Origin of the sequence: Salinimicrobium profundisediminis (assembly GCF_026241755.1) — a bacterium.
Classification (GTDB): Bacteria; Bacteroidota; Bacteroidia; order Flavobacteriales; family Flavobacteriaceae; genus Salinimicrobium; species Salinimicrobium profundisediminis.
This window is the reverse complement of the sequence record NZ_JAPJDA010000032.1, coordinates 17,493-39,357: the sequence shown is the minus strand read 5'-3', so window position 1 is coordinate 39,357 and position 21,865 is coordinate 17,493. Positions and strand designations below refer to the sequence as shown.

Sequence of the window (21,865 nt, the reverse complement as noted above, 5' to 3'; positions counted from 1 at the left end):
CCCGACCTTGGAGCTGATTTTTTGATTACCGGACTTAATTCCGGAAATGAAGTTTCTGAAAATGCTACTGAAAACGGATTTTCTGTAAAGCCCGGTACTTACATACTTGTCAAAAATGGCAAAAAAAGCAGGTCTTCCTACAAAGGCTGGAGCGAAAGAGATTTGACTGCTTTTGTAGCACCTAAAACCACGGTAGACAGGACTTATCTGGTCCACGAGGCTGTTCCTACGCTTACTGAGGGTGAAAAACATGAAATTTCAGCTGAAATTGTTTCAAGTAAACCTGTAGAAAAGGTTGAAGCCTGGTTTAGGAACGGAAATACTTATGAAAGTGTGCAACTTCAGCATAAAAAGGCATATGAATATGGTGCGGCAGTTCCAGAAACGTTGCTCAAAAATGGCATTTTAGAGTACCGTATCATTGTAACAACTTCCGTAGGAACCAATACTTTTCCGGGAGGACAGAATGGGAATCCGGGGGAATGGGATTTTGACCCTGATGAGCCTTACAAAATTCGTGTGGTAGAAACTAAGTTTCCGGTTTACCTTTTTAATGCTTCGGAAGATAGTGAGAATATCGTGGCGCGCTGGCTGCCAACGCTCAACACCGTGCCTGCTGCGCATCCCGGAGAGGCTGAATTTAGGGTGAATGTTGAAAAGCTTTTTGAAGTAGATCCTGAAAACACCGAAGCAAAACCTGTGTACGACTATTCTTTCCGGTACAATTTTAACAGGAAAGTAGCGGGTAGGGAAGAGGCTTTGGAGGATAAAGTAAAGCTGGTGATCAAAGCCCGCTCTCTTAATGATAAGCCATTAAAACTACAGGTGGCGCTGGTGATGGATAATGGAAGAAGTTTTGGAAAAGTTATAGAACTTCAGCCTGAAATTGAGGAATATGAAATAGGTCTTTCAGAATTGCAGCCGGTGAAAACAGTTACTCTGCCGCGACCATATCCATCATTTTTACCATTGTATTTTGAACATGATATCCAGGAACCGTTAAAATTAGAAGACGCTGAAAGTCTGCAGTTTTCAATAGGTCCCGGTCTTTCAGAGTCTGAACAGCAGGAACAGCATGGCGTGGGGATTGTTTCGGTGAGGCTGGAGTAGATTAGTAGTCAATAGTTCGTAGTCAGAAGGAAGCACCAAAATACAAGCATCAAATTCCAATTTTTAATCCCCTCCTTTGGAGGGGTGGCCGCAGGTCGGGGTGGGTTTTATGATATGTCGCTCCTCTGGAGCTCATAGGCATCTTTACATTTCTCTCCTATAAATATGCCGCTCCTGCGGAGCTCATTCTTTTATCACGTTTTGAGCTATTACTATACCGTTCCTCTGGAGCTAAACTATAATTTCCAGAAACAGAAGCGGGAGATTCCAGCGACCAGGCATTAGAATCGGGACTAAATAAAGTTTCGCCAGCAAATTGATTAAGGAAATATATCAATAATTTCTACCATAAATCATCCTCGAAATATATCCCCTCCTTTGGAGGGGTGGCCGCAGGTCGGGGTGGGGTTAAAGATATGCCGCTTCTCTGGAGCTCATAGGCATCTTGACATTTCTCTCCTATAAATATGCCGCTCCTCCGGAGCTCATTCTTTTATTATGTTTAGAGCTATTACTATACCGTTCCCTGGAGCTAAACTATAATTTCCAGAAACAGAAGCGGGAGATTCCAGCGACCAGGTATTAGAATCGGGACTAAATAAAGTTTCGCCAGAACGTTAATTAGGGAAAGATATCAATAGTCTCTACCACAAATCATCCTCGAAATATATCCCCTCCAGCGGAGGGGTGGCCGCAGGTCGGGGTGGGGTTAAAGATATGTCGGTCCTCCGGAGCTCATTCTTTTATTATGTTTAGAGCTATTACTATACCATTCCCTGGAGCTAAAATATAATTTCCAGAAACAGAAGCGGGAGATTCCAGCGACCAAGTTTTAAAATCGGGATCCAATAAAGTTTCGCCAGAACGTTAATTAGGGAAAGATATCAATTGTCTCTACCACAAATCATCCTCGAAATATATCCCCTCCAGCGGAGGGGTGGCCGCAGGTCGGGGTGGGGAAGTTGGATTATATGTCGCTCCTCCAGAAGTAGAAATCACTTTATATAAAAAAGGCCGGTCAAATTTGACCGGCCTTTCTAATTTTCTTTCCGAAGAAATTATTTCATGATCGAGTAAACTGCGTAACCTTCTTCGGGCGCCTGAATAGTTACAACGCCACTTTCGGTGGTTAGTGCGGTATATTCGGTATTGCCCGTATAATCCATTACTCTTTTAGAACTCCAGGTAGTCTCTACCGTGTGGGATTTTCGGCCATTCGTAGAGAGATAAAGAAGAAGCCCGGGGTTGCCATCGGTTCCTTTACGATGCATGATGTATTCATCGTTATCTGCAAAAAGTACTTCTACTTCTCCGGTTGCAATAGTATTGTTGATAAGGATCAACTGGTTCAGCTTTTCCTGAAATTGTTCATTCTCATAATCTGAGTAGAAGATGGTAGGATAACCGGGGTGCGTAAGTATAAAAGCATAGGCCATCATCTTATTTTCAGCCGCAATCCTGTTATCTTCATGTGTATCTTTTTCGGTATCGTGATTCGCAGTAAATGTTACCGCTTTATCGGGATAATTTTGCCACACCATATCGCGCGTCAGGTAAGTGAGATCGTCATAACGATCAAGAGCTTCTTCGAGTTTGTAAAAGGTGGAAAAATCGAAGACCGATATACCTGTTTCTTCAATATATTTTTCAAGTACAGCAGGATTTCCATCCCACAGTTCGGCAACTCCAAATCCGCCTACAGATTCCATCCAGTCTTTCACCACCCATGGGGAAAAGCCTTTGACAAAATCAAAGCGCCAACCGTCAAAACCAACGTTGTTCTTGTAGTATTTGGCTACCGAATTGTCATTCAGCCACAGCCAATCCTGTACATGTTGTACATCGTGATCAAGATCCTGACCAAGAAAATACCCGCTGTCATACTCGCTGGTGTTGTTGGGATGAAAATCTTCCCAGGTGCGGTTAAACATACCTGAGGCATTGCCGTGGGCTTCATCAAAAAGCGTGTAAGTAGAATCCTGAACGTAAGGGTTCCATTCTTTACCCCCTCCCGAGTTATGGTTAAGAACGATATCGGCAATCACTTCAATTCCGTTGCTGTGAGCCGCGGCAATTAGATTGTCAAGTTCTTCTCTGGAACCAAAACGGGTTTCTGTGGTTTCATGCTGAAAGTATTCTCCCAGATCATAATAATCTGAAGGGTCATAACCCATAGAATAGCCACCAGACTGACCTTTTGAAGCAGGCGGAAGCCAAATACGGTCTATCCCTGCATTGGCCCAATCGTCAACTTTTTCAGTTAAAAGATTCCACCATTCATGTCTTGGCTCTACATCCCAATAAAAGGCCTGCATCATAACTCCGGTACCGTTGTCATAATCTGCCAGGTTTATTGGCTGCGCCTCAACAGGAGGCGGGTTTACCGGTTCTTTTCCCGGATCTGGCTCTCCCGAATCATCGTCTGAGGAACATGCGCCCAACATGAGGAGTGAAAAGAGAAAAGGATGCAAAAATTTGTTTTTCATATTTGTGGAATTAAAAAAAAGGCTGCGCCAGGCAGCCTTTTTTTGGGTTTCTATTTCCTATTCGGCTGCTTCCTGCTCAATAAAAATGTAGCGTCCGGTAACATCATTAAACCACACATTGTAGGTTCCGGCTTTAGAGACAATGATATCATCACCTGTAGCCAAACCACTTGGGAAGTTTACTCCGCCACCCCAGCTAACACTCCAATCCTGGTTAGCTCTGAATTTTATTCCAGCTTCAGAGAGTACCACATCTTCTGTGAACCAAATGTGAGGATTAAAGGCTGACTTGGTAAGCATAATGTCTGGAGTTGGATTGTCATCACCAGGCCATCCAACTGTAGTTCCTGCTCCCACCAAACCTATCATTTCATAAGTCTTTTTATCGGCAGCATCTGGAGCTGGCTCTAAAGTGTAAGTAAGATCTTTTGTATTAACCACAACTGTGTAATATCCTTCTGCAGGAATTGTAATTCCGGCAGGATCTGGATCAGCTTCTGTTTCGCGGTATGTTAAAACTCCTTCTTCAGATGAGCCATACTGTGGTGCCCACCCCGTTGTTTCTACAAATTTTAGTCCTCCGGCTTTCAATTTACCAGTGTAGTAGTAAATATTAGCATTCTCTGCATCACGGAATAGAGGAGTATTGTTATTGTCTGGGTTCCATCCTGCAGCAGTAGCGTCACCAACCATATATAGGTTAATGTACTCAGGTTCTGTAGGTACAACAATAGTGAAAGACTCAACTTCAGAAATGTGAGCCATTTCACCTGCAGTTCCAGGAGAAGCCACTACTCTTACGTAGACTGTGGTCATATCATTTTCATCCAGTTCAGTTTCTGCAACAAGTTTAATAAGTTGCTGTGCTGTGATGTCCAGATTATTAATAGAAGTACTACCTAAGGTTTCAGGGTTTTCAAAACCTTCGGTAAGTGCTCCCTGTACCTCATAGTTAATATTGGTAGAAACTTCAAAATCTACTTCATTCCACACAAATCTATCTACAACATCTCCTGGCTCCATTTCTGTAAGATCGTAAGTGGAAGCAAAAGTATTTGTAAAGTGGATTCCCTCAGCATCGGGATTTGCGATGAATACCACATCATCATCACTCGTACAGGCGTTAAATCCTACAAGAGCGACAAAAGCTAATAGTACTATTGATAATTTTTTCATTGTTCTCATTTTATAAATAAGGTTAGTATCCTGGATTTTGTGTTAAGTTGGTGTTTACTCCCAGATCGGAAGCCGGAATAGGGAACAGGTTCCTGTAGGCGGCAGTTGTTGTCCCTTGCGGAACATCGCCTTTCCATGCCCAAACTGCATTCTCGGTAAAACGGTTGAAACGGATAAGGTCTGTTCTTCTATGTGCTTCCCAATATAATTCCCTTCCACGTTCGTTGATAAGGAAGTTGTTGTTGATTGCACTTGCAGTAATAAGACCGTTACCTTCTCCATAAGCTCTTTCTCTTAATTCGTTGATGTAATCTACCGCCTGGACCATGTTTGTGTTGCTTCTAAAAGCAGCTTCGGCATACATGAGGTAAACGTCTCCCAGTCTAAACAAAGGGAAATCGGTATCTACATGCTCTCCGGTAGCATCGCTACCCTGATTTCCATTAACATCTACGTTCTTAAATTTACCTACGGCATAACCATCTGCGAAGTTGCTTATGGTATTCACTTCAAGATTTTGACCTTCGGTGTAGAACATTTCTCTTCCATCGGCAGAATCGGCTCCATCAGGAAACAGGCTCACAAATTCGGGAGTAGTTCTTAGACCTGCCCATCCGGAGTTTACTCCAAATTCTTCAGGATCCATATCACCACCAATAGATGCGTGGATAACAAAGGTTAGTCCGCCGTAAGAGTTAGTGTTAAGACCATCAAACCTGATAGGGAAGATGATCTCGTTTTGCGCACCGTTAACATCATTATCGGCAAGGAAAAGCTTTTCATAATCGTCTACAAGTGTGTACCCTGCATCTATAACTTTTTGGGTATAGGTGAGTACTTCACTGTATCTTGGGGTACCAGTATAAACTTCTGCATTAAGGTAAAGTTTGGCAAGAAGGGTCCAGACAGCAGCCTGGTCTGCACGACCATATTCATTTTGGCCTGCGGCTACTACTTTACCTTCAATGTCGAGTAGTTCACTCTCAATGTAGTTGAAAAGATCTGCTCTCTGGATTTGCTCCGGAAGGAAAGCCCCTACAGGACTGTCTTCATTGATAAAAGGAGGATTTCCATAAAGATCCATGGCATGGTAATAACTCAAAGCTCTAAGGAATCTTGCCTCTGCTCTAAATTGTTGAACTTCGGTGAATTGAGATTCATCAATTCCATTGGCGCTTAAATTTGCATCACTTGACTGGCGGATGTATTCATTAGCCTGTGCAATTTGATACATAATCCTGGAGTACATGGTACGAATAAATTCGTTACCTGAAGTCCAGTTTTGTCCATGTAAGTCGGCAATAGTACCGTCATTCCAGCCTATTAGGGCTTCATCTGTAGGTAATTCCTGGAGCATCCAGTAGAGACGGAGGTATTGTGAAAATCCTTCGTCTAGCCCTAAAAGGTCGGGATTTCCTGCAGGGCCTTCCTGCCCACTTACAGCAAGACCGGCATAAAGTTTAGCCAAGAACTGTTTATAAGCAGCCGAATCATTTAGCAATTGACCCGGTACTTCCCTGTTGTCTTCAGGCTGAAGATCTAATTCGCTCTCACAAGACCCCAGAATAGTAACGCTGAGGAAGAGGAGAAAGAATGATTTTATTTTATTGTTCATATTCATAGTTTTTAATTCTCTAAAAAGTAAGATTAAGCCCTAAAGTGTATGTTCTTGGTCTTGGATAGAAGTTGTTATCTATTCCGCCAGAGATCTCAGGGTCTAGACCGTCATAATCTGTAATGGTCAATACATTTGTTGCGGTTAAAGAAGCACGAAAGTCTACTTTTTCACCTGCAATTAAGTATCCAATAGATACATTGTCAAGCTTCACAAAATCTGCACTTTGAACATAGTAATCTGAGAAGAACTGACTTTCATTGAAGTCTGACTCCAGAACGTTTGAGTTAAAGTTTGAATAGTAAGGCTGTGGAGTAACAGTTCCCGCTCCTCTAAATCCGGTAGCAGACTGCATGTTGTTGTACATGTAACCTCCAAAGCTTCCTCTCCAGGTAAAACTGAAATCGAAATCCTTATAGTTGAAGTTACTGCTTAAGCCCATGTAGAAGTCTGGGGATCCTTTTTTGTATGGTTGACGGTCAATTTCAGTAATGGTGTTGTCTCCGTTCACATCAACATAAGCTCCTTCAATAGGTTCTCCATTTGGATCATAAACCTGTCTGTATACAAAGAAAGTAGTTGGGTCAATGCCTTTTTTCCAGATCTGGATCATGTTACCAACACCACCGCTTATTTCTCCTTGTGGTATAAAGAAGTTTGGATCTTCTCCCAATGATAGTTTAGTAATTTCAAGATCCTGGAAGGTGATGTTGTAGTTAACAGACCAGTTCATCTTGTCTGACCTTATCAAATCTCCGTTCAGACCAATTTCAAGACCTTTACTCACAGTTTCTCCTACGTTAGTGATCAATCTGTCAGAAAGGTTAGCACCGGCAGGAACTGGTACTTCTGCCAACAGGTTCTCGGTAGTTCTGTGGTAGGCATCTACACTACCTGATAAACGATCATTAAAAAGTCCGAAGTCAATACCTACGTTATAGGTTTGTAATTCTTCCCATTGAAGATCTTTGTCATATTCTTCTGGTCTAAGGGTTTGATAAAAACGATCACCAAACTGGTAGCTGGCACCTCTTTCACTCGGTGTATAGATACCCATATAGCCATAGTTAGGGCCAATCTCCTGGTTACCTGTTACCCCATATCCTGCTCTTAATTTTAATTCTGAAAGTACGCCTGAATCATTAAGGAAATCTTCATTGTTAACTTTCCAACCTAGAGAGACAGCAGGGAAGGAGCTCCATCTATTATCTTCACTAAACCTTGAAGAGCCATCCATACGGTAACTACCAGAAATCAGGTACTTGTCGTCAATGTCAAAACTTGCTCTTGCAAAGTAAGATTCAAGGGCATTCCTGTCAATTGTGATTGGATTTAGCACCCAGTTTCCTTCTACGGCAGCATCGGTATATCTCTGCTGGCTGGAGATAAAGAACTCCTGGTAAGAATGTCCTACTGTAAAATCAAAAGCAGTGCTTAAAGATTCAACATAAGGCTTATAGTTGAAATAGAAATCCAGTAACTGGTTTCTGTTCATTCCCCAGTAAATCTCTTCATCGGCGATATCCTGAAGTACAACTGCAGAAGTTGTAGGGCGTATGTTAAAACCATCATTTTCAGAATAATCAACTCCTGCATTTAAATTGAACTTAAGATCGTCAATTAATGGGATTCTATAATCTATGTTGAAGTTTGTGATCAAACGTTTGGTTTTCCCTTCATCTTCCCGTTGCAGTAAAAGTGCTACAGGATTTCGGGTAGCCTGTTGTAAAGCAACTCCTTTGTTGTTCGTCCACTCATAGAATCCTCCATAACGGCTGTTTTCATCATAAACAGGCTTGGTAGGGTCAAAGTTTACTGCAGCACCAATAGCCCCTTCATCAGCAAAGTCGTTACGGTCAATACTTCCCTTGGCAGTAAGGGTAAGTTTAAGATCGTTGTCTAAAAGATCGTAATTGAATGCAGTGTTCAACGCATTTCTCTCATAAGCATCTGTTCTTAAGACCCCGGTTTGAGAAGTGTGGTTAAAGTTCACTCTGTAGTAAAAATTCTCAAGACCCTGTGAAACTGTAAGGTTGTGAATTGCACCTACCGAAGTCTGGTAGATCTCATCCTGCCAATCTGTACTGGCATCACCTAAAAGACCAACATCGGTACCTGGAGTAGTTTCAATGAGGTTTCTAAACTGCTCAGCGTTTAGAACATCAACTGTTTCTACTACCTCTCCAACAGAAGCTTTAAGGTCATACTCAAACTTGAGGTCTGAGTTCTTTTTACCTTTTTTAGTAGTGATAAGAATTACACCGTTAGAGGCCCGTGAACCGTAGATGGCAGTTGCCGAAGCATCTTTAAGTACTACGAAATCCTGGATCTCATTAGGGTTAATAGCGTTCAACTGGTTTCTTACACCCTGTACACCTCTTTGATCTAAAGGTACACCGTCAACCACTATAAGTGGTGAGTTGTTGGCTGATAAAGATGAACCACCACGAATTCTTATCTCGGTGCCCCCACCGGGCGCACCACTACCAGAGGTAATTTGAACCCCGGCCGATTTACCCTGAATCAACTGTTCAGGAGAGACAATGGCTCCCTGGTTAAAGTCTTCAGTGGAAATTTGTTGAACGGCACCGGTAGCATCCTGCCTTCGCGTGGAACCGTATCCAATTAGAACTACTTCTTCAAGTATAGCTGTATCGGGGGCAAGTTGTACGTTTATTGTTTCCTGCCCGGTAAAAGGAATTTGCTGGGGAGTAAATCCAATATATGATATCACTATCACGTCATCAAGATTCACCCCGTCAAGTGTGTATTCCCCGTCAAAATTTGTAGTGGTACCGGTCGTGGTACCTCTAATTACTATGTTAGCACCCGGAATGGGCATCCCGGTATCCCTTTCGGTAATTATACCGCTAACAGTGGATTGAGCAAAAAAGCTCATTGGCATCAATAACATGAGCAATGTGCTTTTAATAAATGTTCTCATAAATTTGCTTTGTTAGGTTTTACTTATTTTAACCTTATATTTCTACTTTCCGGGAATAAAAGTAGCTATTCTAAAAGGATCTACAGGTATTAAATAAAACACTAAACCCCTCGAAATCGATTTCGTGTTGAAAACTTTATCATAATCTTAATTTAACAGTAAAATATTATAGATTTACCATTTTTAACCGGTCTCCATCTTAATCCCCTTACAATGAAGCCAAAACTTACCCTTAAGCAGATAGCACGAGAGCTTGATGTCTCAGTCTCAACAGTTTCAAAAGCCTTACGCGACAGTCCTGAAATTAGTGACGATACCCGTCAAAAAATACAGGCTTTTGCCAAGCTCTATAATTACAAACCCAACAATATTGCCCTGAGTCTTAAAAACCGCAGGACAAAGACCATTGGTTTGGTGCTGCCCGAAATAGTACATGATTTTTTTGCTACCGTTATTAGCGGGGTGGAGGAAGTGGCAAACAAACGTGGTTATAACGTTCTCATCTGTTTATCAAACAATTCCTTTGACAGGGAGGTGATCAACCTCGAAATGCTGGCCAATGGGAGTATAGATGGTTTTATACTTTCTGTAGCCAAAGAAACGCAGCAAAAAGGAGATTATCATCACCTCGAAGAAGTAATAAGCCAGGGTATGCCGGTGGTGATGGTAGACAGGGTGGTGAATGATATTATATGTGATAAGGTGATCATAGACGACAGTGATGGCGCAAGGGATGCCGTTCAGCAACTTATAGATAACGGGTGCCGAAAAATAGCAATTATTACCACAGTTGATTATATAAGTGTGGGAAAACTGAGAACGGAAGGGTATCTACGGGCACTTCGGAATAATGACCTGGAAGTTGAAGAAGATCTCATCCTTAAGATTGAAGATGTGGAAAACAGCCATGAAGAAATTGCCCAATTTCTTTCTGAAAGAGAGGTAGACGGAATTTTTGCGGTAAATGAACAATTTGCTACAAGTGCGGTAAAAGCAATAATAAGTCAGGGACGGTCTGTACCAGATGATGTTCTGGTCTTCAGCTTTTCTGACGGAGAACTCTCGCGCAGGTTTATTCCCACTTTGAGTACCGTAAACCAGCATGGCGCAGAAATGGGTGCAAAAGCCGCCGATTTACTTCTTGACAGGATCGAAAATGATACTACAGAAGAAAAATTCCAAACCACTATAGTAAAAACCAGTCTTATAGAACGGGAATCTACACAAAACAGAAAAATGCCGGCGGTTTAATATTTTTATTATCTTTGCCGGGATTTTATATCAGAACTTATATTTCTACTTTCCTTTAATAAGTTTTGATAAGTCTAAACAGCTTATCGTAATCAAACAATACGATAATGCAAAAACGCACCCTGAGTTTTTGGGAAATCTGGAACATGAGTTTTGGATTTCTGGGCATCCAGCTTGGTTTTGCCCTTCAAAATGCCAATGCAAGTAGAATCCTGCAAATTTTTGGAGCCGATGTTCATGAACTGTCATGGTTCTGGCTTGTGGCACCTATAACCGGCCTTATAATCCAACCTATTATTGGGTATTACAGTGACCGAACCTGGACAAAATTAGGACGAAGGCGGCCTTTCTTTCTTACCGGAGCCTTAATGGCAGCAGCAGGTTTGATTTTAATGCCTAATGCCGATCTTTTTATTGCCATTCTTCCATCTCTTTGGATTGGCGCCGGGATGCTCTTTGTAATGGATGCATCCTTCAACATTGCCATGGAACCCTTTAGGGCTTTAGTGGCCGATAATCTTCCATCAGACCAGCGCACACTGGGCTTTAGTGTACAAACAGTTTTAATTGGAATAGGAGCTGTAGTAGGTTCCTGGTTGCCTTACGTTCTTGCTAACTGGTTTAACATTAGCAATCGTGCTGTGGCCGGGGAAGTACCATTGCACCTTTTACTCTCCTTTGTTATAGGTGCTGCGATCCTGGTAATAAGTATTCTTGTTACAGTCTTCACCACCAAAGAATACTCTCCCGAAGAACTTGAAAAAATGGATGACCACGTTTCAGAAGATGAAGTGGAAACCGAAAAGAAATCCAGCCTCCTCGATATTTTTACCGATTTCAAAAACATGCCATTCACTATGCGCCAGCTTGCCTGGGTACAGTTCTTTTCATGGTTTGGCCTTTTTGGAATGTGGGTATTCTCCACTCCGGCAATAGCACATCACGTGTATGGTTTGCCTCTTTCAGATAACAGTAGTGAAACTTACCAGGATGCCGGAGACTGGGTGGGAGTGCTGTTTGGTGTATACAACGCCGTCTCGGCAGTATTCGCTTTTTTCCTCCCGGTGATCGCACTAAAACTCGGAAGAAAAACCACCCACATGTTCTCTCTTGTTCTGGGAGGGCTGGGGTTACTGTCTATATATATAGCTCCTAACGAATATTGGTTGTTGCTTTCTATGGTAGGGGTTGGAATTGGCTGGGCAAGTATTCTTGCAATGCCTTACGCAATATTGGCAGGATCAATTCCGCCGAGAAAAATGGGAGTTTATATGGGGATCTTTAACTTCTTTATTGTTATTCCCCAAATTATTAATGCCATAATAGGAGGCCCCATGGTAAAATACCTTTATGATGGAGATCCTATTTATGCCCTGGTGACCAGTGGTGTAGCCTTTCTTATAGCCGCCGCATTATGTGTGAGGATTCACGATGTGGATGAACCGGTAGTAGTAAAAAAAGTTTAAAAGAAATGATGAAGAATTCAAAAGGAATAATATTCGACCTGGACGGAGTAATAGTTGATACCGCAAAGTTTCATTACCTGGCGTGGAGAAAGATGGCCAATGATCTGGGTTTTGATATTACACTTGAACAAAATGAACAGTTAAAAGGAGTGAGTAGAGTGCATTCGCTTGAGCAAATATTGGGCTGGGGGAATAAAACGGTAAGCGAGAGTGAATTTGAACGCCTCATGACCTCCAAAAATGAAGATTACCTCGCAAGGATCGCCCACATGGATGAGGCCGATCTCTTACCGGGAGTAAAAAAAGTACTGGATTATTTAACCGAAAACAATATTCCGTTTGCACTGGGCTCGGCGAGTAAAAATGCCCGTCCTATATTAAAAGGGTTGGATATTGAAAAAAGGTTTACGGCTATTGTAGATGGAAATGATGTGACTAAAGCCAAACCCAATCCCGAAGTCTTTTTAATTGCTGCTGAAAAACTCGGAATGGCACCCGAAGACTGCATTGTCTTTGAAGATTCTGTTGCAGGTGTTGAGGCAGCTAACGTGGCCGGAATGATAAGCATAGGAATAGGAGATAGTGAAATATTAAAACAAGCGGATTATAATTTCGCAGATTTTACCGAAATAGATATTGATTTTATAGAAAAAATACTTAGAAAGTAAAGAAATGAATCAGGATTATATAAAACCGAATAACTGGTCAATTCTGGAAGAGGGATTTGATGCAGAGAGAGTAGAGTCTTCAGAAAGTCTTTTTAGCATAGGGAACGGTGCTATGGGACAAAGAGCAAACTTCGAAGAATATTACTCTGGGAGCACTTTTCAGGGAAGCTACATAGCAGGAGTTTACTACCCCGATAAAACCAAAGTGGGCTGGTGGAAAAACGGGTACCCCGAATATTTCGCCAAAGTTTTAAATGCTCCAAACTGGATAGGGATCAATGTCTTTATCAATGGGGAGGCCTTAGATCTGGCTACCTGTAAGGAAGTAAAGAATTTCAGAAGGGAACTTAACATGAAAGAAGGCTGGTATGAGCGCAGCTTTACCGCTGTAATGCTAAACGAGCTTGAGGTTTCAGTTAAGGTAATAAGATTCCTTTCCCTAAAACGGAATGAACTGGGAGTGATAAATTATGAAGTCGAGGTAATTAACAGCGACGCAACAATAGTTTTTGAACCTTACCTTGACAGCGGTATCACCAATGAAGATGCAAACTGGGAAGAAAAATTCTGGAAAACCCTCGAGGTAAAAACCAATGAAGACAAAGGCTTCATCACTGCCAAGACGCTAAAAACCGAATTTCACGCCACCGCCTTCATGCAGTCCGGGCTATACAGGAACGGCAGTAAGCAAAATGTTGAAGCTTCCGAAGTGAGCTTTGATGAAAAGGTGATCTTCAGGTACACCACCGAAGCCAAAAAGGGTGAAAAAATTGCCCTTCACAAGTTCGCTGGGTATGTGACCGATATGAACCACAAGCGAGACCAGCTTGTACAGGCTGCTACTTCAGTTCTTGATGCTGCTGTTGATGCCGGATTTGAAAACCTGCTCAACGAACAAAAAGAAGCCTGGGCTTCAATCTGGGAAACTGCCGATATCGCTATTCAGGGTGATGTGAAAGCACAGCAGGGCATCAGGTTCAATATTTTCCAGCTTAACCAAACTTACCTTGGCGAAGATGCCCGCCTCAATATTGGGCCTAAAGGTTTTACCGGCGAAAAATACGGCGGTAGTACTTATTGGGATACCGAAGCCTATTGTATTCCTTTTTACATGGCTACAAAAAACCAGTCGGTTGCAAGAAACCTGCTTACCTATAGATATAACCATCTCAACAAGGCCATTGAAAATGCCGAAAAACTGGGCTTTTCCAATGGAGCGGCACTGTACCCAATGGTAACGATGAATGGGGAAGAGAGCCACAACGAATGGGAGATCACTTTTGAAGAAATTCACAGGAATGGTGCTATGGTCGTGGCCATTAAAAGGTATGTAGACTACACAGGTGACTTTAGCTATATTCCCGAAAAAGGACTTGAAGTAATGATCGCTATTGCGAGGTTCTGGCAACAGCGCGCAAACTACAGTACAAAAAGAGATAAATATGTGATACTTGGTGTCACCGGCCCTAATGAATATGAGAACAACGTAAACAATAACTGGTATACCAATTACCTGGCTAAATGGTGTATAGATTATTGTATGGAAAGTCTTGAAAAGGTTAAATCTGACTATGCTTCAGATTATGAAAGGCTAATGGCTAAGACCGCCCTTTCTGCTGAAGAGTTAGCCGAATGGAAAGAAGTTTCAGAAAAGATGTATTTCCCTTATTCCGAAGAGTATAAATTATTCCTGCAACAGGATAATTTCCTCGATAAGGAGATCATCCCGGTATCCGAATTACCTAAATCTCAGCGGCCTATTAACCAGAAGTGGAGCTGGGACAGGATTTTGCGTTCCTGTTATATCAAACAGGCCGATGTGCTGCAGGGATTCTACTTCTTTGAAGATCAGTTTTCAAAAGAAGAGCTTGAAAAGCATTTTGATTTCTATGAGCCCCTTACTATTCATGAATCTTCCCTTTCGCCCTGCGTGCACAGCATACAGGCCGCGGCTTTGGGCAGAATGGAGCAGGCTTACGAATTCTACCTTAGAACCTCAAGGCTAGATCTAGACGACTATAACAACGAGGTGAAAGAAGGCTGTCATATTACAAGTATGGCTGGTACCTGGATGAGTATTGTTGAAGGTTTCGGCGGAATGCGCGTGCTCAACGGAACTCTGTCTTTTAATCCGCAAATTCCTGAAGGCTGGGAAAGCTTCTCGTTCAAGCTCAACTTCAGAAATCAAATCTTAAAAATTAATGTGGCACCGGGTAAAACAAGTTTCTCACTTGAAGGTGATAAACCTCTGGAGATCCTGGTAAAAGGGAAACCGGTCAAAGTTGAACCCAGTGTGCCCGTCACCGTCTAAAATGGCAATTATGAAAAACTATATTTTCCTCTTCTTCTTCCTGTTTGGGGTATCTGTAAATGCCCAGATAGAGAGGGTAGAACCGCCTTTTTGGTGGAGCGGCATGAACCGATCAGAAATTCAGTTAATGTTCTACGGAAATAATATTGCTGAATATTCAGTTTCTACTCCTTCAGAAATGATAGTGAGTAATATTAGAAAGACCGAAAACCCAAATTACCTTTTTGTAACTGTGCAGACTGAAGGTCTTAAGCCTGCTACTTACAACATCAGGTTATCCAAAAAGGGCAAAAAAAGCATGTCTTATCCCTTCGAGCTGAAGCAGCGCGAACCGGGATCGGCTCTCAGGGAAGGTTTTGATGCGTCAGATGCTATTTACCTTATCATGCCCGACAGGTTTGCCAATGCCAATCCTTCTAATGATTCGCATCCTCAACTTCAGGAAAAAGCCGACAGGAGCAATCCCGGGGGCAGGCATGGTGGCGATATAGAAGGTATCATACAAAACCTTGATTATTTAGAAGATCTTGGAGTTACTGCCCTTTGGAGTACGCCTTTGCTTGAAGATGATGATCCTGCTTACTCTTATCACACCTATGCACAAAGTGATGTGTATAAAATTGATCCGCGTTATGGCACTAATGAAGATTACCGTCGCCTGGCTACCGAGATGGAAAAGCGCGATATGAAGTTGATCATGGATTATGTGACCAACCACTGGGGCGCAGAGCACTGGATGATCAAGGATTTGCCGACTTATGACTGGGTGCACCAGTTTCCTGGCTATAAGAATTCAAACTACCGCATGACCACCCAATTCGATACCCACAGCTCTAAAGTGGATACAGAATTAAATGAGAACGGCTGGTTTACATCTACCATGCCCGATCTTAACCAGAGCAACCCATTGGTGCTGAATTACCTTATCCAAAATGCCATTTGGTGGATAGAATATTCAGGTCTGGATGGTTTTAGGGTAGACACCTATTCTTATAATGAGAAGGAGGGGATTTCTAAATGGACTAAAGCAGTAATGGATGAATATCCAAATTTCAACATTGTAGGAGAGGTCTGGATGCACGATCAGGCGCAAATTTCCTACTGGCAAAAAGATTCTCCTGTTGGAGCTATTCAAAGCTATAATTCCTACCTGCCATCAGTAATGGACTTCACGCTTCACGATGCTATCATGGTGATGTTCAATGAAGATGAACAAAGCTGGGCAGATGGTATGGTAAGGGCTTATGACAATTTTGCCAACGATTTTCTCTACAATGATATTTACAATCTTTTAGTGTTTGCGGCCAACCACGATACCAACCGTATTAATGAAGAGTTTGATGGCGATGTAGATAAATACAAACTCGCCATGACGCTTATTTTAACCACTCGTGGCATTCCGCAGTTATATTATGGAGATGAGATTGGCATGCGCGGCGACAAACCTGCAAAAGGAGATGCCGATATTCGCAGGGATTTCCCCGGAGGCTGGGCTGGAGATGAGCAAAACGCTTTTACTGAAGCCGGAAGAACCCAACAACAGAATGAATACCATTCGTTCACCAAAAAACTGCTGAATTACCGTAAGAACAACGAGGTAATTCATACCGGAAAGTTGTTGCAGTACGCTCCGCTTGAGAATGTTTACGTTTACTTCAGGTATAACGAAAATGACAGGATGATGGTGGTGATCAACAATAATCCTGAAGCTCAACCCCTTGATCTTACTCGTTTTGCTGAAGGTTTGGCTGGCGCAACTTCAGGAAAAGATATTATTTCGGGAGAGCAGATCTCTCTTGATCAAAATCTTGAAGTTTCAGGGAAATCCCCGCTTGTACTTGAACTAAAATAATCATGATAAACTTCCTGCTGAAAGACCTCTCTAAAATGGCATTTTTGAATGTCCTTCTTTTGATGTCTTTCTCTTTATTCGCTCAAAACCCGGAAAGAATTTTCCGTGAAGTAGCGAAAACCGAATCGGGCGTTGAGGTTTCAACAAGTGACGGTAAATACATCTTCAGGTATTTCACGCCCGAGGTTGTTGAGACTGCCTTTATTCCTTCAGGAGAAGAATATATGGAGAAATCGCACGCCGTGGTGCTTGAGCCACAGGCGGTTAATTTCACTGTTTCCGAAGAAAAGGAATCTGTCATTATTGATTCTGAAGGTCTTGATATTGTGGTGTCAAAAATGCCATTTCAGGTCACCTATTTTTTTGAAGGGGAAAAGGTGATTTCAGAAAAAGCTGGTTATTCAAAAGGGGAGGAGCTTGAAAAGATAGATTTCAACCTTACTGAAGCCGAAGTGTTGATGGGCGGTGGCGCCCGTGCCCTGGGAATGAACAGGCGCGGCAACCGGCTGGAACTGTACAACAGGGCACATTACGGCTACGAGACCAAAAGTGAGCTGCTCAACTTTACATTGCCCGTGGTGCTGTCTTCAGAAAAGTACCTTTTGCACTTTGATAATGCACCTATCGGCTTTCTCGACCTGGACAGCAGTTTTAGCAATACTTTGAGCTATGAGACTATTGGCGGGAGAAAGACTTACCAGCTGGTGGTGGGAAAAACCTGGGAAAATATTGTTGGTAATTACACTTTATTAACCGGAAGGCAGCCTTTGCCGCCACGGTGGGCCCTGGGCAACTTTTCAAGCCGTTTTGGCTATCATTCTCGTAAAGAGGTAGAGGAAACCATTGAGAAATTCAGGGAAGAAGAAATTCCGGTAGATGCTGTGATCATTGATCTCTTCTGGTTTGGGCATGAAATTACCGGGACTATGGGAAATCTTGAATTTGCCACCGATTCTTTTCCCAATCCTGAAGAAATGATGCACAACCTGGCACAAGACGGGGTGAAAACCGTGCTGGTAACCGAACCTTTCATTCTCACCACCTCAAACCGTTGGGAAGAAGCCGTGCAAAATGACGTTTTGGCAAAAGATTCCCTCGGAAAGCCTTTTACCTATGACTTTTACTTCGGAAACACCGGCTTAATTGACATTTTTGAGCCCGGGGCACAAAAGTGGTTCTGGAACATTTATAAGGAGCTCACCCAAATGGGCGTTGGCGGCTGGTGGGGCGACCTGGGAGAACCCGAACTTCATCCCGAAGATCTTGTACACGCGACGGGCACTGCAAATGAAATGCACAATATTTACGGGCATTACTGGGCCAAATTAATACATGAAGGTTATGAAAATGCCTTTTTAGACCAGCGGCCGTTCATATTAATGCGCGCCGGGGCTGCAGGGTCACAGCGCTTCGGATTAATGCCGTGGTCTGGCGATGTGAACAGGAGCTGGGGCGGCTTAAAACCACAGCCTGAAATTTCACTACAAATGGGATTACAGGGGCTCGCCTATATGCACTCAGATCTTGGCGGATTTGCAGGTGATAACCTGAATAACGAATTGTATGTAAGATGGTTGCAGTATGGCGTATTTCAGCCTGTTTACCGGCCTCATGCCCAGGAAGAAGTGCCTTCAGAACCTGTTTTTAGAGAACAACGTACCAAAGAACTGGCTAAAAAAGCGATTGAACTCCGTTACAAACTCCTGCCTTATAATTACACCCTGGCTTTCAGAAATTCTACCGAAGGATTGCCGCTTATGCGACCACTGTTTTTTGAAGAACCGGATAACTTCAGGCTTTACTCGGTGGCAGGTACTTACCTGTGGGGTAAGAACTTCTTGATTTCGCCTGTACTTCAGGAGAATATTAAGGAACAGGAGGTGTATTTTCCGAAGGGATCTAACTGGTTCGACTTTTATTCAGGAAAAAAATATTCGGGGGGCAGTACGGCTACAATTCAGCTGCAAGAAGAATATATACCAACTTTTGTAAGAGGCGGCGCCTTTGTTCCCATGGCAAAACCTATGCAAACCACGCAGAATTTTTCCGCAGAAGATGTAGAGCTACATTACTTTTATGACAGGGAAGCCGGTGAAACTGAAGACATCCTTTATCATGATGACGGTAAAACTCCCGAAACTTTTGCGACCGGGGATTACGAGCTTCTTTATCTAAAAAGCCGAAAAGAAGACAATAAACTACAGCTTAGCATTTCAAAGAAGGCCGGCAAAGAGGGGAGATTTTCAGAATTCAAAGAAATAGATCTCATTATTCATAATTTGGAGCGCAAGCCAAAAGAAATCCTGGTACGCGGGAAAAAAATTCCTTTCGAATACCATGCAACCGAACAACGGGCTGTATTTCCCGTGGCTTTAAAAGAAAACAATACAACCCTTACATTTATTAATTAAACCTTTTTCACATGAAAAAAATTTCAATTTTATTACTGGGCATATTAACCCTGGCTTCCTGTAAAAATGAGCCGGAGCAGGGTGTAACCGAAGTTCAGGAGGAGCAGAGCATTGCGCCTGTTGACAACGAGGCTTTGGAGTCGGCAGTGATCTACGAAGCCAACATACGGCAATATTCTCCCGAAGGTACTTTTGATGCTTTTACACAAGACATTCCGCAGCTAAAAGATTTAGGAGTGAAAGTTATTTGGTTAATGCCAGTTTACCCAATTTCTGAAGTGCGAAGAAAAGCTACCGGCGATTTGAGTATCGAGGATATTGAAGATCCTGAAGAAAGAAAGAAATACCTCGGAAGCTACTACGCTATTGCCGATTATACCGAAGTTAATCCTGAATTTGGAACTAAAGAAGACTTTGATGAGCTGGTGAAAACTGCACATGAGAACGGTATGTATGTAATTCTTGACTGGGTGGCAAACCACACAGGATGGGACCACTCTTGGCTTGAAGAGCATCCGGATTTCTACACTCAAAATGACAAGGGAGAGCCTGTAGACCCTTTAAACCCTGAAACGGGAGAATCATGGGGATGGACAGACGTAGCCGATCTTAACTATGACAATAAGGAACTTTGGGAGGCCATGACCACCGAAATGAAGTACTGGGTAGATGAGCACAATATTGACGGTTTTAGGGCCGATGTTGCCGGGGAAGTACCAACCGAATTCTGGGACCAGGCAGTGCCCAGGCTTCAGGAAACAAAGCCGGTTTTCATGTTGGCAGAGTCTGAAGATAAAGATTTGTTCCACAATGCGTTTGACATGGGGTACAACTGGGAAGGTCATCATTTAATGAACCAAATGGCCCAGGGAGAAGTAACTGTTGAGGCATGGGATGCGTATATGAAAAAGATAGATACAACTTATCAACAGGATGATTACCTCATGAACTTTGTGACCAACCACGACGAGAATTCTTGGAACGGTACAGTTCGCGAAAGAATGGGAGATGCTTCCGAAGCTATGGTTGCCCTCACTTACACACTTCCTGGTATGCCTTTGATCTACAGCGGGCAGGAATATGATATGGACAAGAGATTAAGGTTCTTTGAAAAAGACACCATTCCTAAAACCAAAGGAACTATGTGGCCACTACTTGAAAAGCTGGGACAGCTTAAAGCTACAAATGAGGCGCTTCACGGTGCAAAAGAGGCAGCAGGTTATAATAGACTAAAAACTTCGGCTGACAAGCAGGTTTTGGCTTTTGAACGTGAAAATAATGGAGAGAAGCTTATCTATATAGCAAACCTTTCAGATAAACCGGTCGATTTTACCGTTGAGATGGAAAGTGAACTGCAAGCTTATCTTGGTAAAAAAGATTTTAAAACGCAGAAAAATGACCAATATCATTTCGGCCCTTGGGAATATGTAATATTAGCAGATAATTAATAAATACCCCAAAAAAATAGAAAAAAGTCTCAAAAATGGGGCTTTTTTCTTTTTTATTAACCGAAAACGTTTGAGAAGTTTAATACATTAGGTTATCTTATATAATTGAAATAGCTTTACATGGATGTTAGAGAATATTAAAAAAATCGGGGTTTTAACTTCGGGAGGCGATGCTCCCGGAATGAATGCAGCAATTAGAGCTGTGACCCGAAGCTGTGCTTACTACGATATAGAGTGTATAGGAATTTACAGAGGCTTTCAAGGTCTTATTGAAGGGGAGTTTGAGGTGCTCACTGCCCGCTCTGTAAGAAATGTCATTAATAAAGGCGGAACCTTTCTCAAATCGGCCCGGTCCCAGGAATTCAGGACCAAAGAAGGTCGTGCAAAAGCTTTTGAGAAACTGCAGGAAGTCGGTATTGATGCGCTTGTGGTTATTGGCGGGGACGGTACTTTTACCGGGGCCATACACCTGCAGCAAGAACACAATATCCCCATTGTAGGAATTCCCGGAACTATTGATAACGATATTAACGGGACCGATTATACCATTGGTTACGATACTGCTTTGAATACGGTGGTTGACGCTATTGACAAAATACGCGATACCGCCAGTTCTCATGACCGCCTTTTCCTTGTTGAAGTGATGGGCCGCGATGCCGGCGACATAGCTTTAAACAGTGGGATAGGAGCCGGGGCCGAAGAGATCCTTATTCCCGAAGAAGACATGGGAATTGACAGAATGATGGAATCTCTCATGAAAAGCCGGAAATCTGGTAAAACCTCCAGCATTATTGTAGTAGCCGAAGGTGAAAAAAGCGGAAAGAACATTTTTGAACTTGCCGAATTTATTGGCGAAAACCTCACAGGCTATGATATTCGGGTTTCGGTGTTGGGCCACATGCAAAGAGGTGGTGCGCCAAGTTGCTATGACAGGGTGCTTGCAAGTAAACTGGGCGTAGGTGCCGTTGAAGCCATCCTTAGGGGAGAAAGTGGCGTCATGGTAGGAATAACCAATAAAATTGTAACGTCGGTGGACTTTGAGGTTGCCATTAAAGGCCGAAGGCCACTAGATAAAGAATTGAGAAGGGTGTTGAATATCACCACCGTATAATTTAAATTAAATTCAA

13 protein-coding genes are annotated in these 21,865 nt (G+C 42.6%); 9 read left to right on the top strand and 4 right to left on the bottom strand.

The genetic code is table 11. The features are described 5' to 3' along the window. On the top strand, positions 1–1,110 hold a 1,110-nt coding region (locus OQ279_RS16020), incomplete at its 5' end, for a hypothetical protein (RefSeq protein ID WP_266071048.1). A 1,058-nt stretch (positions 1,111–2,168) separates the two neighbouring features. Here the strand turns inward: OQ279_RS16020 and OQ279_RS16015 are convergent. Genes OQ279_RS16015 through OQ279_RS16000 form a run of 4 tightly spaced genes read right to left on the bottom strand, consistent with a single transcriptional unit; the run spans position 2,169 to position 9,331 of the window. Further along, on the bottom strand, positions 2,169–3,596 hold the full coding sequence (locus OQ279_RS16015; RefSeq protein WP_266071046.1) for an alpha-amylase: 1,428 nt from the start codon (positions 3,594–3,596) through the stop codon (positions 2,169–2,171). Positions 3,597–3,653: 57 nt separating this feature from the next. Further along, positions 3,654–4,772 (bottom strand): SusE domain-containing protein, encoded by a 1,119-nt coding sequence (locus OQ279_RS16010; RefSeq protein WP_266071044.1) that lies wholly within the window; start codon positions 4,770–4,772, stop codon positions 3,654–3,656. A gap of 22 nt (positions 4,773–4,794) precedes the next feature. Next, complete coding sequence (locus tag OQ279_RS16005) at positions 4,795–6,387, bottom strand: RagB/SusD family nutrient uptake outer membrane protein (protein ID WP_266071042.1); 1,593 nt, start codon at positions 6,385–6,387, stop codon at positions 4,795–4,797. A 19-nt stretch (positions 6,388–6,406) separates the two neighbouring features. Next, positions 6,407–9,331: a SusC/RagA family TonB-linked outer membrane protein gene (locus OQ279_RS16000; protein ID WP_266071041.1), complete on the bottom strand. Its 2,925-nt coding sequence runs from the start codon at positions 9,329–9,331 to the stop codon at positions 6,407–6,409. A 213-nt stretch (positions 9,332–9,544) separates the two neighbouring features. Here OQ279_RS16000 and OQ279_RS15995 point away from each other — a divergent pair, with 213 nt between their 5' ends. The 8 genes from OQ279_RS15995 to pfkA all read left to right on the top strand — a co-directional run bounded on the left by OQ279_RS15995 (position 9,545) and on the right by pfkA (position 21,849). Beyond that, positions 9,545–10,582: a LacI family DNA-binding transcriptional regulator gene (locus OQ279_RS15995; RefSeq protein WP_266071039.1), complete on the top strand. Its 1,038-nt coding sequence runs from the start codon at positions 9,545–9,547 to the stop codon at positions 10,580–10,582. Between the two features lie 107 nt (positions 10,583–10,689). Further along, positions 10,690–12,048, top strand: coding sequence for an MFS transporter (locus OQ279_RS15990; protein ID WP_266071038.1), 1,359 nt, complete (start codon positions 10,690–10,692; stop codon positions 12,046–12,048). Positions 12,049–12,056: 8 nt separating this feature from the next. After that, entirely contained in the window at positions 12,057–12,716 is a 660-nt protein-coding gene (gene pgmB, locus OQ279_RS15985; RefSeq protein ID WP_266071050.1) for a beta-phosphoglucomutase, read from the top strand. A 4-nt stretch (positions 12,717–12,720) separates the two neighbouring features. Further along, positions 12,721–15,027: a maltose phosphorylase MdxK gene (gene mdxK, locus OQ279_RS15980; RefSeq protein WP_266071037.1), complete on the top strand. Its 2,307-nt coding sequence runs from the start codon at positions 12,721–12,723 to the stop codon at positions 15,025–15,027. A 10-nt stretch (positions 15,028–15,037) separates the two neighbouring features. Beyond that, complete coding sequence (locus OQ279_RS15975) at positions 15,038–16,879, top strand: glycoside hydrolase family 13 protein (protein ID WP_266071036.1); 1,842 nt, start codon at positions 15,038–15,040, stop codon at positions 16,877–16,879. 2 nt (positions 16,880–16,881) lie between these two features. After that, a complete protein-coding gene (locus OQ279_RS15970) occupies positions 16,882–19,290 on the top strand; it encodes a glycoside hydrolase family 31 protein (protein ID WP_266071035.1) in 2,409 nt (802 codons plus the stop codon). Between the two features lie 11 nt (positions 19,291–19,301). Continuing rightward, positions 19,302–20,738 (top strand): alpha-amylase family glycosyl hydrolase, encoded by a 1,437-nt coding sequence (locus tag OQ279_RS15965; protein WP_266071034.1) that lies wholly within the window; start codon positions 19,302–19,304, stop codon positions 20,736–20,738. 124 nt (positions 20,739–20,862) lie between these two features. Continuing rightward, on the top strand, positions 20,863–21,849 hold the full coding sequence (pfkA, locus tag OQ279_RS15960; RefSeq protein WP_266071033.1) for a 6-phosphofructokinase: 987 nt from the start codon (positions 20,863–20,865) through the stop codon (positions 21,847–21,849). Positions 21,850–21,865: the final 16 nt, after the last annotated feature.